This window comes from Chromatiales bacterium 21-64-14, from assembly GCA_002255365.1.
Lineage (GTDB): Bacteria > Pseudomonadota > Gammaproteobacteria > 21-64-14 > 21-64-14 > 21-64-14.
The window spans coordinates 45,437-58,642 of record NCBI01000007.1 but is presented as its reverse complement, the minus strand read 5'-3'; the positions used below and the strand labels follow the sequence as shown (position 1 = coordinate 58,642).

Annotated in this window: 9 protein-coding genes; 4 read left to right on the top strand and 5 right to left on the bottom strand. The window is 66.3% G+C overall.

Annotated elements, in window-relative coordinates; genetic code table 11:
* Positions 1-134: 134 nt before the first annotated feature.
* The 3 genes from B7Z66_05915 to B7Z66_05905 are packed head-to-tail and all read left to right on the top strand — an operon-like array spanning position 135 to position 6,853.
* Positions 135-1,109, top strand: a complete 975-nt coding sequence (locus B7Z66_05915) for a zinc transporter ZntB (protein ID OYV77163.1) — start codon at positions 135-137, stop codon at positions 1,107-1,109.
* A 54-nt stretch (positions 1,110-1,163) separates the two neighbouring features.
* Positions 1,164-3,050, top strand: a complete 1,887-nt coding sequence (locus tag B7Z66_05910) for a hypothetical protein (protein ID OYV77118.1) — start codon at positions 1,164-1,166, stop codon at positions 3,048-3,050.
* Complete coding sequence (locus B7Z66_05905) at positions 3,047-6,853, top strand: hypothetical protein (protein OYV77117.1); 3,807 nt, start codon at positions 3,047-3,049, stop codon at positions 6,851-6,853. Before B7Z66_05910 ends, B7Z66_05905 begins: the two co-directional genes overlap by 4 nt.
* A gap of 45 nt (positions 6,854-6,898) precedes the next feature.
* Here B7Z66_05905 and B7Z66_05900 read toward each other — a convergent pair whose 3' ends face one another.
* The 3 genes from B7Z66_05900 to B7Z66_05890 all read right to left on the bottom strand — a co-directional run bounded on the left by B7Z66_05900 (position 6,899) and on the right by B7Z66_05890 (position 10,191).
* Positions 6,899-8,914, bottom strand: a complete 2,016-nt coding sequence (locus B7Z66_05900; protein ID OYV77116.1) for a hypothetical protein — start codon at positions 8,912-8,914, stop codon at positions 6,899-6,901.
* A gap of 197 nt (positions 8,915-9,111) precedes the next feature.
* Positions 9,112-9,786: a hypothetical protein gene (locus tag B7Z66_05895; GenBank protein OYV77115.1), complete on the bottom strand. Its 675-nt coding sequence runs from the start codon at positions 9,784-9,786 to the stop codon at positions 9,112-9,114.
* A 180-nt stretch (positions 9,787-9,966) separates the two neighbouring features.
* Positions 9,967-10,191, bottom strand: a complete 225-nt coding sequence (locus B7Z66_05890; GenBank protein ID OYV77114.1) for a hypothetical protein — start codon at positions 10,189-10,191, stop codon at positions 9,967-9,969.
* Between the two features lie 305 nt (positions 10,192-10,496).
* Between B7Z66_05890 and B7Z66_05885 the strand changes: the two genes are divergently transcribed.
* On the top strand, positions 10,497-11,015 hold the full coding sequence (locus tag B7Z66_05885; GenBank protein OYV77162.1) for a hypothetical protein: 519 nt from the start codon (positions 10,497-10,499) through the stop codon (positions 11,013-11,015).
* A gap of 35 nt (positions 11,016-11,050) precedes the next feature.
* Here B7Z66_05885 and B7Z66_05880 read toward each other — a convergent pair whose 3' ends face one another.
* A complete protein-coding gene (locus B7Z66_05880) occupies positions 11,051-12,607 on the bottom strand; it encodes a hypothetical protein (protein ID OYV77113.1) in 1,557 nt (518 codons plus the stop codon).
* On the bottom strand, positions 12,607-13,197 hold the full coding sequence (locus B7Z66_05875) for a hypothetical protein (protein OYV77112.1): 591 nt from the start codon (positions 13,195-13,197) through the stop codon (positions 12,607-12,609). Before B7Z66_05875 ends, B7Z66_05880 begins: the two co-directional genes overlap by 1 nt.
* Positions 13,198-13,206: the final 9 nt, after the last annotated feature.

Sequence of the window (13,206 nt, the reverse complement as noted above, 5' to 3'; positions counted from 1 at the left end):
TAACCGCGCCCACTTGCAAGCCTCGCCCACGGGTGGTACATGACGCCTTTGGCCGCAGCCCCGCACCCCACCGGTGCATGGTCGCGCACTACGCGCGGCCCGGGGGCCAGACGGCGCGTGCGCTGGGAGGCCACATGAAACACGAAGACGGACTGGTTGCCGCGTACCGACTTGCCGCCAACGGTACCGGCCAGCCGGTGGGCTGGCGCGAGATCGAGTCCTGGACGCCAGGCAACGGGCTGCTCTGGATCCACCTGGACTACACCGATACCACGGCCCGAGACTGGATCCTCGAACGTAGCGGCCTCGACCCGGTCACCGCCGAGGCGCTCCTGGCGGAAGAGACCCGCCCGCGCAGCGTCGTCAGCGGCCACGGACTGCTGGTAATCCTGCGGGGGGTCAACCTCAATCCGGGTGCAGACCCAGAGGACATGGTGTCGATCCGGCTCTGGATCGATGGCGAGCGCATCATCAGCGTACGTCGCCGGCGCCTTGCCGCAGTACAGGACCTGCGCGACGCCATCGCCGCCGGCTCGGGACCGCGCACCGCCGGCGACTTTCTGGTCACCCTTGCGGACCGGTTGGTGACGCGGATGGCGGATGCCATCGGCCGCATCGACGAGACCGCCGACGATCTGGAGCAAGAAGTCCTGACCGCCTCCAGCCACGAACTGCGGGTAAAACTCGCAGAGTTGCGCCGTGAAGTGATCGCCCTGCGGCGCTACCTGACACCCCAGCGCGACGCGCTGACACGCCTCCAGACCGAGCCGGTCCAGTGGCTGGACGATTCCGACCGGATGCGTATCCGGGAGGTAGCAGACCGCACCACCCGCTACGTGGAAGACCTGGACGCGGTGCGGGACCGAGCCGTGGTCACCCACGAGGAACTGAGCAGCCGGCTAGCCGAGCAGGTGGAACGCCGAATGTACGTGCTGTCGCTGGCGGCCGCGGTGTTTCTGCCGCTGGGATTTGTCACCGGCCTGCTGGGCGTCAATGTGGGTGGACTCCCAGGCGCCCAATACTCCCAGGGATTCGCCATCGTCTGTGTGCTGCTGGCCGCGATCTTCGGGTTGCAGCTGTGGACACTGCGGCGCAAAGGCTGGCTGTGAACGCCTCCGCAGCAGGGGCCACCGTGACGCCGGGGCACCGGTGAGCCGGACGCGGTGGATTCATGGCATGATGGTCGGCAACAATCCGTCCACGGCGCGACGCACCGCCATGATCAGACCTCGCCGCCTATCCCGCCTGCAACCCGCGGACCGGGAATTTCATCGCGCGCGCCCAGGCAGCCCCTAGTGGGACCGCGCCGCCGTGCAACGCCCGCGCGCCGGGTGTGGATCGCGTTGCTACTGGCCGGGTTCGTCGCCCGGGCCATAGCCGGCATTCCGGTCACGGTTGAGGTGCAAGGCATACAGGGCGCCCTGCGCGACAATGTGCTCGCCGTGCTGTCCATAGAGCAGCAGAAGGAGGATTCGGGGCTGACCGAGGCGCGGCTGCGCCAACTGTTCTCCCAATCGCCGGCGCAGATCCGCACCGCGCTGGAACCCTTCGGCTATTACCGTCCGATCATCCACCGGGAACTCGATCACTCCGGCCAGCGATGGATCGCGCGTTTGCGGATCGACCCCGGGCCTGCGTTGCGCATCCGGCACCTGGAGGTGGACCTGCGTGGACCGGGGCGCGACGACCCGAAATTCAAGGCCTTGATCCAGGCACTCCCGCTGCACACGGGTGAGCGCTTGGTGCAATCCGAGTACACCAATGCCAAAGAAAAGCTGGAACAACTGGCTGCGGTCCGCGGCTACCTGGACGCGGCCTTCACACGCCACGAAATTGCCATCGACCTCCAAGCCTACCACGCGGATGTGTTCCTCGTGTTCGACACCGGGCCGCGTTATCGTTTCGGTCCGGTGAGCTTCCAGCAGGGTATCCTCGATCCGCGTTTCCTGCGCCGCTACCTTCCGTTCCACGACGGACAGTTCTATTCCACCGCAGAGCTGCAGGCGCTACAGACCGCCCTTAGTGACAGCGACTATTTCTCTCAGGTAGAGGTCCGACCGCGCCGCGATCTGGCGCAGGGCACGGTGGTCCCGATCCAGGTACAGCTCAAGCCACGCCCCGCCTCCAAGTACACCGCGGGGATCGGCTATGGCACCGACACCGGCGCGCGGATCAGCCTCGGATGGGAACGGCGCTATCTCAACCGGTATGGTCACCGGGCCGACGCAACGCTGAAGGTCTCGCAGATCGGAAACAGTCTCACCACACGCTACATCATCCCGTTGCGAAAGCCGTTGACCGATCAGTTCGTGGCGTCCGCGGGCATCAACAATCTACGCACCAGTACCAGCGTAAGCCATGCCCAGATCCTGTCGGCGACGGTACAGCGGGTCCGCGGTCTGCTCCAGGAAAGCCTCTATCTCAATTTCCAGCACGAACAGTTCCGGGTCGGCGATCAATCCGGCTCCTCGCTCCTGCTCATGCCTGGGGTCACATGGCGATATGTAAAGAGCCGCGGTGAGCTGTATTCCCTACGCGGATACCGGCTGAACCTGGATGTGCACGGAAGCCTGCGCAACGTGGGATCCGACGCCACCTTCCTGCAGGCCCTCCTGCAGGGGAAATCCATATACCCCCTGTTCGGGGCCGGGCGCGTGCTGCTGCGCGGCGAACTGGGGCTGAGCGCGGTGCCCCAGTTCAGCGCCCTGCCCGCGTCGCAGCGCTTCTTCGCCGGCGGCGCCCAAAGCGTGCGCGGCTATGCCTACCAAGCCCTGGGACCAGTGGACGCCAGCGGCCAGGTGATCGGGGGCCGGTATCTGATCGTAGGCAGCATCGAATACGAACATCAGGTGTGGCGCAAATGGGGCATCGCCGCGTTCTACGATGCGGGCAACGCCATGGACTCCCTGCACGGAAAACTCGCGCGCGGCGCCGGGTTCGGCATCCGCTGGCACTCGCCGGTGGGGCCGGTGCGGCTGGATCTGGCCTGGGCGCTGGACAGCCCCGGGACACCGATGCGGGTACAGGTCTCCATGGGGCCGGACCTGTGAAGCGGCGCGTTTTTGGGATCACGCTGCTTGCGACGCTGGTGGGGGCCTTGGCCGGCGCCGGCTTCCTGGTGAGCACCGCTGCCGGGGCGCGCTGGTCGCTGCGGCTGGCCGCCGCGTTGCTGCCTGGACACCTGCAGGTGGGCGCCGTCTCCGGGCGCCTGCTCGGTCCCCTGGAACTGCGGGAGGTGCGCTATCGCCACGGCCAGACCAGCGTGACCTTGGCACGCATGGAACTGGACTGGCGCCCACGCGCCCTGTTCCAGGAGACCATCCACATCACCCGCCTGCGCTTGGATGGGTTGGCACTGCATCTCACCCCGGGGTCCGCGCCATCCGGTGCTGGTCCAGTGCGGCTCCCGGAGGCGATCCGGCTCCCGGCCAACGTGATGGTAGATGAATTCCGGCTCCGTTCCATGACCCTGAGCCGCGGGTCCGGTGTCCCGTACCGACTAAACGACTTAGTGCTACAGGGGAAGGCGGACCGGGACCGGGTGCGGATCACCCGGCTGGACCTGGATACGCCCCAGGGCCGGGCTCACCTGGACGGCACCATCGCGCTGCGCAGGCCCTATCCCGTGGATCTCCGAATGAACTGGACCGTGCGTCCGCCCGGAGGACGCACACCGGTGCAGGGCGCCGGACGGGTGCAGGGCACGCTGCGGCGCATTGAGTTGCGGCAACGGATCACAGTGCCGTTCCGCGCGGAATTGCGTGGCACATGGAATACACCCCTGCGCGGGGGCCGCTGGCAAGCGCACCTGCGGCTCGCCGGGTTCCCGATCCGCTGGTGGCAACCCAACTGGCCCCAAGTAAAAGTGTCCGGCACGCTCCAGACCCAAGGCCGCGCAAGCGAATTCCGAGCCGAGGGCAGCATCGCCGCCACCCTTGCCGCTTCCCAAACCCTGCAAGCCCAGCTGCAGATCTCGCACCAAGCCACCGGTTGGCAGGTGGAGGACCTGACGGTCAGCGGCCCCGGAGGCCTGCGCGCCGCCGCCACCGGCCGGTGGCACGGCGGCCTCTCCGCGGGCACCGGGAAACTCGACGCCCACTGGACAAAGCTGCACTGGCCACTGAGCGGCGCACCCCGGTTCACCAGTCCTCAAGGCACCCTGAACGCCGCGGGTACCCTGGCCGCCTACCGGTTGCGCTTCAACGCGGCGGTGGGTGGCGCCGGGATTCCCCCCGGCACTTGGCGCGGCCAGAGCCAAGGCGACCACAACGGCGTCACGTTCGAAACCCTGGAAGGAAACGTCCTGAACGGGACGATCACCGGATCCGGTGCCGCGACTTGGCGTCCGCAACCCAGCTGGCACTTGACCCTGCGGGCTTCCCATCTGAATCCGGGGGTACGCTGGCGCGACTGGCCCGGCACGCTGGATGGGACCATCGCCGCCACGGGATCGCAACGCGCCGGTGGGGTGCACAGTGAGTTGCGGATAGACGCGCTGCGCGGCGAATTGCGCGGTTATCCGGTGCACGGCCAGGGACGCCTCGTCCTGCAGGGCCACGACGCCCGGGTCGCGCAACTGACTCTGGACAGCGGTGACGCCCGATTGCAGCTCTCCGGTAGCGTTGGCCGGGTCTGGGACCTCGACTGGAAGCTGCATGCGCCCCACCTGGGCGCCCTGGTCCCCGATGGCACCGGTAGGTTTACCGCCGATGGACGTCTCACCGGTCCCCGTGACGCGCCGATGTTCAGCGCCTCTATACGCGCGAAGTCCGTGCGCATACCGGACTTTGGGATGCAGGCCTTGCAGGCACATCTGCGCATCGGCACGCAGGGAACTCAACCGGTGGAGACGGCCTTGACGGCGCAGGGTCTGCGGATCGGAACCCTGCGCGTGGAACACCTGGAGATCACGTCTCACGGCACGGCGCGGCACCACACCCTGGAAGCGCGCGTGGACTCCAGCCACGCGCGCTTGCGGTTGATGGTGACCGGGGGGCGCGCGGCCGATGGCTGGCAGGGAGCGCTGCGCCGCGCCGAGGTGGCGCCGACGCAGGGCCCGCCGTGGCGCCTGCGCGCACCGGTACCGGTGCGCGTTCGCGGCCACGGGGTGGATATCGGGATGGCATGCTGGGAAGCCGGCAACGCGCAGCTCTGCGGCGCGCTGGATTGGCGCCGCCACAGTGCTTGGCAGGGGACGCTGCGGGCCCAGCGTTTCCCTCTCGGCGCCCTGGACGCGCTGCTGCCCGGCACCAGCGCCGTGTCCGGCACCCTGAATCTAAACGCCACGGTAGGCGCTGCCGCAAACGCCCCGGTTACCGGGCAGGCGCAACTGGAGGCGGGGCCCGGCGTGCTCCGCTATCACCTATCCGGGGGCGGCGCGGGACAGACCGCCTACCGCAGCCTTCAGGCCCAGATCCGGCTCGCGCAGGGCGCGGCCCAGGGCCAAGTGCAACTCAACCTCAACGCCGCGGACCGTCTCGAGGCCCACCTGCAGATGGCGGCCGGCACCCCGGGGAGCACATGGCGGCAACGTCCGATCCACGGCGAACTGCACGGGCGGTTACGGGAACTGGCATGGCTAGGCATGCTGTTCCCGGAGATACAGCACGTGGCGGGCCGATTCACCCTGGATCTGACGGTCGCGGGGACCCCCGCACGGCCGATACTCAGCGGCAGCGGCATCCTCGCCGACGGCACCGCCGAAATCCCGCGCCTCGGGCTCCAGCTCAGCGCAGTACAGATCGCCGCCCGCAGCCAGGGATCCAACGGACTGGACTTGAACGCCAGCGCGAAGTCCGGAACCGGCACGTTGAACCTCACCGGCACGGCGCGGCCCGGGCCGCGCGCCGTCTGGAAGACCCATCTGCAAGTGACGGGTAGTGGATTTCAGGCCGCGAACATCCCCGTTGCCCGCGTGTCCGTCTCACCCAAGCTGGATATCGTCACCGAAGGCCACGACCTGCGGGTCAGCGGCGACGTGACGGTCCCCACGGCATCCCTGAATCTACACACGTCCCAACGGGTGGTCCGTACCTCCCCCGACGTCGTCATCGTCAACGCCGGGCCCCGCCAGGTCACGAAATCCCCGTGGCGCGTGTCAGCCCGGGTACGCCTGATCCTGGGCGACAAGGTGCGGTTGCGCGGCTATGGTTTCAAGGGTCGGATCACCGGGCAGGTGCTGGCCATCGATGAACCTGGAAAGGTCACCCTGGGCCAGGGCGAACTCCGCGTCGCGGAGGGCACCTACAAGGCGTATGGACAGGACCTGAAGATCACCCAGGGACGGTTGCTGTTCGCCGGAGGGCCGATCCAGAATCCGGGGCTGGACGTGGAATCCACCCGCCAAGTCGGAGACGTGACGGCGGGAATCCGCGTGCGCGGCACCGTACAGAAACCGGTGTTGTCGCTGTTCTCCAATCCGACCATGGATCAATCGGACATCCTTTCCTACCTGTTGATCGGGCGTCCGATCAGCCAAGCGTCCTCCTCCCAGGGCGCGCTGCTGTACCGGGCGGCGTCCAGTGTGGGGTTCAGCGGCGGCAATCTGCTCTTGGGCCAGCTCGGCTCGAAATTCGGCCTGCAGGAGGCGCAGATCGAGTCGGAAAGCCTACCCGGATCCACGCCGGTGACCAGCACGCCGGGGATCCCCCCCACCAGTACCGCCACCACGCCGGTGGCCTCTCTGGTGCTGGGAAGATATCTGTCTCCGCGACTCTACGTCCAATACACGACCGCGCTGTTTCAGCCGGGCAACATCTTCCGGGTGCGCTATAAGCTGAGCACCCGCTGGAGCGTGGAGACCGAGACCGGGATTGAGAGCGGAATCGACTTTCTCTATACCATCGAACGTTAAGAGGCCGTTGAAAACGGCCACGCAGACGCCCAGGCACCGGCTGCGTTACGCCGGCCCCACGGTGGCGAACGCGGGATCGTCGGCAGTGTCCACCGCCTGGGGCCGCCCGAAATGGTACCCCTGACCCCAGTCCACGCCGATTTCTTTCAGGACCTCCACGGTCTCCGGGTTCTCCACCGATTCCGCGAGGGTCGTCAGGCCGAGGCTGCGGGCAGTGTCCTGGATGCCGTGCAGGATCGCCCGCACCCGCGGTTCGCGGGCCACCCGGCGGATCAGATTCCCTTCAATCTTCAGGAACGCCACTGGCAGATCCGCCAGATACTGGAACGACGAATAGCCACTGCCGAAATCGTCGATTGCCAGCCGCAGACCAAAGTCCAGAAAGGGCGTAAGCACGCGCCGCGCGTGGGCGGTATCCTCGAGCAGTTCCCGCTCGGTGATCTCAATCACCAGTGGTTTCTCCAGACCATCACCCTTCACGCAGGAACAATAGATGCGTGCCTGCTCCAGCAGACGCTCCACCAGTTCCGGGTGGCGCAGCAGGTCCGCCGAGACGTTCACGAAATGGGCACGCCGCTCGCCGCCGGCCGCCAGATTCATGCAGTGGCGCATGGTCTGGAGCATGATCTGATAGTCGATGCGGTGGATGAGCTGGAGCTGGCTGGCGGCCTCGATGAACTCCCGGGCCTCCAGCAGTCCGTTGTCATCGGTTACGATGCGTGCCAGAGACTCGTCCGCGACCACCGCGCCGCTGCTCAGGTCGACAATCGGCTGGTACACTGGGCGGACGCGCCCGGTCTTGAGTGCCTCCTCGACCTGTCCGCCGATGAAGAAGATGCCCTGCGCCCGGCCGTTGCTGCTCACCAACCGATTACGGCCCCCGCGTTTGGCCTCGTACAGGGCCGCGTCGGCGCAGGTCAGTAGTTCAGCCAAGGTATCACCGTCGCGCCGGAAGCTCGCCAGACCCACGCTCACCGTAATGTCGAGCTTGCGATCGTCGGCCACGACGGGGGTCTCGCCAATCCCCAGGCGCAGTCGCTCCGCCACCAGGTAGCCCTCGTGATGATCGGTTTCCGGTAGCAGGCACAGAAACTCCTCCCCACCCCAACGCCCCAGCCAGTCCCCCTCCCGGAGCACCTCCTGGGCACGCGCCGCCACCGCGGTGAGCACTTGGTCACCGACGGCGTGGCCATAACTGTCGTTGATGAGTTTGAAGCGGTCCAAGTCGAACAGCAGCGTGCAATAGGGCCGTGCACTGCGCTGCGCGCGTGCGTGCTCCCGGTCCAGGACCTCCTGCAGGGCGCCGCGGTTGAGCAGCCCGGTGAGGTGATCCACCGTGGCGAGTTCCTGCAGGCGCAGGCGCAGATGGGCTTGCTGCAAGGCCATCTCCGCGAGGCGCGCAAACGCAAAAAACGGCTCCAGGCCGATGCGCTCGAAGTAATCCGGTTCGTCCGCATATACCACCAGGACGCCGCGGGAAGCAGAAGTCGCATCCGCATCCCCGAACGGGATGCAGGCCCGCTCCCGGAGCCGGCTCTGCAACGCCCGATCGCGCCACGAGTCGATGTGGCCGTCGAACTGGATATGGCTGACGTTGGGGTGGTCGGTCATCAGGGAGCGGCGGATCGGGCCGAAGCGCAGCTCCGGGCTCTCGCCGCGACTGAGATACTCGGCGTAGTCGCGCGCCGCCCCCGCGCTATAGGTGGGCGCGATGACCTCCACGTCGGGATCCCCCAGGTAGGCCCAGGCCAAGCGCAGATGGGGACTGGCAGCCACCAACTGGTCACACATCACGTGCAGGATCGCCTCGGGATCCCGCCCCTGGGCGAGGCTCGCGGTTACGGAAAGCAGCGCGCCGCTCAAGGCGTCACGCTCCAATATCAGTTCCGCTGGCGGGCCGGCGAGCCCTTCAATCCCCTTGATCATCCGCATGGTGACCCTCCGAACCCGCGAGGAGCGCAATGGCCCGGCCTCCGGGATCCCCTGCATTCCAGACGGAACAAAATTGTTCGTATTGGACGTGCGAAATGACAAACACATGTTCTTATTCGAAGAGATCATAGGATGTTACGCGGGGAAATGAAAGCCAAATCCACGTTCACCCCCAAGGTCCTTGAAATCCTGGATCTCGCCCCGCACAAGCCACGGCGGACCGGATACCGGCAGGACTTCCCCGTTCCCTTAAGGATAGCGCCGCTGCAAAATGGGAGCGCCCCTACCCCCGGGGCGCTCCAAAGGACTAAGGCCTAGCGCCGGGCTCAGGCGCGCCGTCGGCGCCCCAGCAAGGGCACCAGCAGGGTGGTCGCTCCGGTCAGAAACAGTGCCCCCGCAGGCGGAATCGGTACCGCAGAGACCCCATTGGAACCCGGTGTGGGGAGATCCCGGAGCCGGAAGTCGGCGCGGTTGTCCCCGGTATCAGGCATCCCGGGGATGCGGGCGAGGCTTTGTCCAGCGGCCCCGTCGGGCGCCGCGTTGCCTTCCCCTGCGAACACCGAGCCCGCCGGGAAGGTCCCGTAACCGAGGGCGTCGAGTACCGTGGCGCCCATCCGCAAAACAATCGAATCGGGACCGTTCTGGAAGTCAAAATTGGTGATCAGATTCGCTCGGGCCACCCCGGAGGAGCCATCGCCCGCATCGTCGGCCACCACGAACAACCCCGACGCCGGGATCACACCACTCAAAGGCAGAGTGAGATAGACCCGGCCATCGGCACCGTTCACCCCCTCCAGGCTCACCCCCGCCAGAGACGTGCCGGGGGCACCGGACAACTCCACGAAAACCCCGCCGTTGTCACTCCCAACGGCGTCGTAGAGCACCTCCGAGAGCAACAGAGACCCGTGCGCCGGAACGGCAACCAACAACAGGGCCAGGGAAGTCAGGCGGGTACACCACGAACGGGCGCTTAGAACGCTCACTGCGGATCGCGTGCGCATGGAACACCTCCTTGTAGATCCATAACGGATTTTCGGTCACGGGCATCCTGCCCGCGGACCCGATTGTAACGCTTTATGGATGTCGTGCAAACCCGGACACGGGAGGGGGTGGCGCCCGTAGGAACCATCAAGGGCACAGCGCGTTGGCGCGAACCCCGAGGGACGCGGCCGATGAGCGGGTTACTGGCGGGTCTGGGTCAGATAGTCCACCTGTTCCAAGGTGAAGTCCGTGAGCTGTTCCAGGGTCGTGTCCTCGGGGATTTCCTGGACGTCGGTGAACCACACGTTTTCCACCTGGAAATCCTCGTCGGACCAATCGTCGAGCACCAGGGCTCGCCCGATGAATACCCCGCGCCTGCCATTCTCCAGGTCGATCACCACCATTTGCAAAGGCTGCTTTTTCATAGGACTACTCCCTACTCCTAAAGCGGTTACATACACCCTAGAGTGGCGCCGGCGGTGACGCCGCTCGGGTTCCGTACCGGCGCTGCCGTTCCCGAAACGCCGCGGTCTCCCGTGAGGCCGCGCGGCAACGCGCCCGCGGCCCTTACCCGTTACATCGGACACGGACGCCTTCAACTGAAGCCGTCGGGTTATACAATGGGCACAGCGTCCCATCCCCGGAGGAGAAACCCGTGACCCGCGCCCTGCCGCTGCTTATCGCCGCGGCCCTGATTGCGGCACTCGAAGTTCCGGCGACCGCTGCGGAAATTGCCGGCATCCCGGTACCCACCAGTGCCCGCCCGGTGCCGGACGGCCCGGTCCTGCCCCTGAATGGGGTCGGGGTGCGCCACAAATACTTCCTGCGGATCTACGTCGCGGCCCTCTATCTGCCCCGGCCCGCCGACTCCCTGAACGGGGTACTGTCCCAGCCCGGACCGAAGCGGATCTGGATGCACTTTCTCTACTACCGGGTCAGCCGAAGCCAACTGGTGGGCGGCTGGCTCGAAGGCTTCCGAGCCAACCTTGGCAGCACGGAATTTCAGGCCCTGAGCGCGCGCATCACCGCCTTCAACGCGATGTTCGAAACCCTGCATCGGGGCGATGCGGTGCTGCTGGATTATGTGCCGGGCATCGGCACGCGAGTGACAGTTCGGGGCCGGGAGCGGGGCGTGATCCCGGGGGCGGATTTCTACCGCGCACTGCTACGGATCTGGCTTGGGGATCATCCTGCCGACGGGGGTTTGAAGCGCGCGCTGCTGGCCGGCCACCCACCGGGGCCGCAGTAAACCCGCCGGCGTTCCATGACCGCCTCCCCGCGCGGTCAGGCGGCCATCTGGCTCACCAGCGTATCCAGGGCCTCGCAGGATTCCATGACGTACCCGAGGACCACCAACGCCTGCTCTTCGGTCAGTTCCAGCATCTCCAACACCGCCGCGGGCAGCGTGCCGTCCGCCGCGTCCCCGATCCCCTGGCGCTTCAGCAGGCGATCCGCCACCAGAACCAAATGGGAATAGAGCGCGTGCTGATCCCAATACGCCTCGTGATGATGCCAGCGTACTGCCACCAGCAATTCCTCCGGCATGCCCCAGGAACGCATCAGCCAAGCCCCGATCTGGTCGTGCCGCACGCCGAGCACATAGGTCTCGAGATCGGTGATCGGAATCTCCGGGTTCACCGAGATAAAGCGGTTCAGGAGAATGAAGCCGGGCTTGAACACGTGGCCGAGGAGCAGGTGTCCGAAATCGTGCAGCAGCCCCGCCAGGTACGCCATACCCGGACGGATCCGGAATTCCCGCGGCAACGAGGTGGCGAGCCGCTCGGTGAGGGCGGCGGTATAGATCGCATGACGCCAATAGGCCTTCATTCCCAGGGGCCCTTCATGGGGGATACGCAGGGATTTGCCGATAGCGATCCCGAGCCCCATATTCATCACCATGTCGAATCCCAGCACCCGGGTGATGGCGTCGCGCACTGAATCCACGCGTCCCCGGTACCCGTAGAACGGCGACGTGGCATAGCTCACCACCTGGGCCGCCAAGCTGGGGTCGAGCTGCACCACGTGGGCCAGATCGTCGGCGTCCGCCAGCGGGTTCAGACTCAGTTCCAGTAGCCGGTGGGCCATCTCCGGAATCGGCGGAAGATCGTGGATTTCCTGGATCCGGTCGCGGATACGCAAGGGCGTGAACTGCTGCGGCCCATCCGGTTGGCTGGCCACGTCGTCGAGATCGAAATCCGGGCGCACCAAATCCACCACCGGACGCGCGAAGCTGCCGCGCCAAGCGTTGGGCTGCAGGTTGAGGAAATCGGTGGGTTGGACCGCCAGCAGACTGCTGCGGGATCCTGGTTCGAAATAGACCTCTCCCGTTTGCAGGAGACTCTCATCCAGGATGACCGGGATGCCGTAGGCCTGCCCCAAGGGGGGGACGGACCCGAGTTCGCAATCCTGACAAATCCGCCCCACCTCATCCTCGCCCACCGGCTCCAGATCGCACTCCAACTGCTTGCACAAGGCATCGAAGTCGAGGATGTGGGTGGCGGGCAACACCGCCATCAACATACGCTTGGGCCCCTTGAGGAGCACCGCCCGGGCGAGTTGCCCGAGGGGGGTCTGAGTCGTCTCAGCGGCCTGCCGAAGAGTCTCCGTCGGGGCGTGCGGCAACTCGCGGAATGGGACCGCCCGCTGCCGCAGGTACTGGGTTACGGAGTCCGGAATCGCCATGAATTCTCCACCTAAAGGATGCGCGCCAGTCGCCGGGCATATCGCCACCGGCCACCCCCGGCGGCATGGGTCCGGGCGCCGCGCGTGAATGGATTCATTGTAGATATCGGCGCCCCCCAGACCCCCTTTAACCGGAGCAACGGGCACCCCGGGGCCCATTAACCACGTCGTCCTGCCAACACCTGCATGGCCGCGTGGATCTCCTGGAAGCGGGCAGTATCTCCGCCGCGGTCCGGGTGATGTTTCATGGCGAGGCGCCGGTAGCGCCGTTGGATGTCGCGCGCACACGCCCCAGCCTCCAGCCCCAATACCTTGAGGGCGTCGTGACAGCGGTCCCGGTTGCGGAAACGGGCCCAGAACTGGTTTAACAGCCGATCCACGTCGCCAGGAGTAATGCCCCGCAGATGCTCCAGATCGAGGTAGTAATCGCGCAGCGAGTCATGCGGTGCCGGCAACCCCCCGGCCGCGCTCCGAAACGGAAGCAGACGGATCTTCAGGCAGTGGATCTCCAGACCACCGCGCCGCTCCCGGCAGCGGCGGTCCTGTAACCGGTACAGCCAATGGAACAACAGAAAATGGGCCGCATAGAGGCCCACGGAGGAATCGAAGCTGGCGGCAGCGAACGGGGGACTGCCCTCTTCCTTCAGGCGCTTGAACAGGAGATATTCGCTGAGGCCCGCAGGATGCGCTTCCAGGACCTCCTGGAGGCGATCCAGTATCTGTGTCTCCAGCACCGTGGGAGCATCCATGGGAACTCC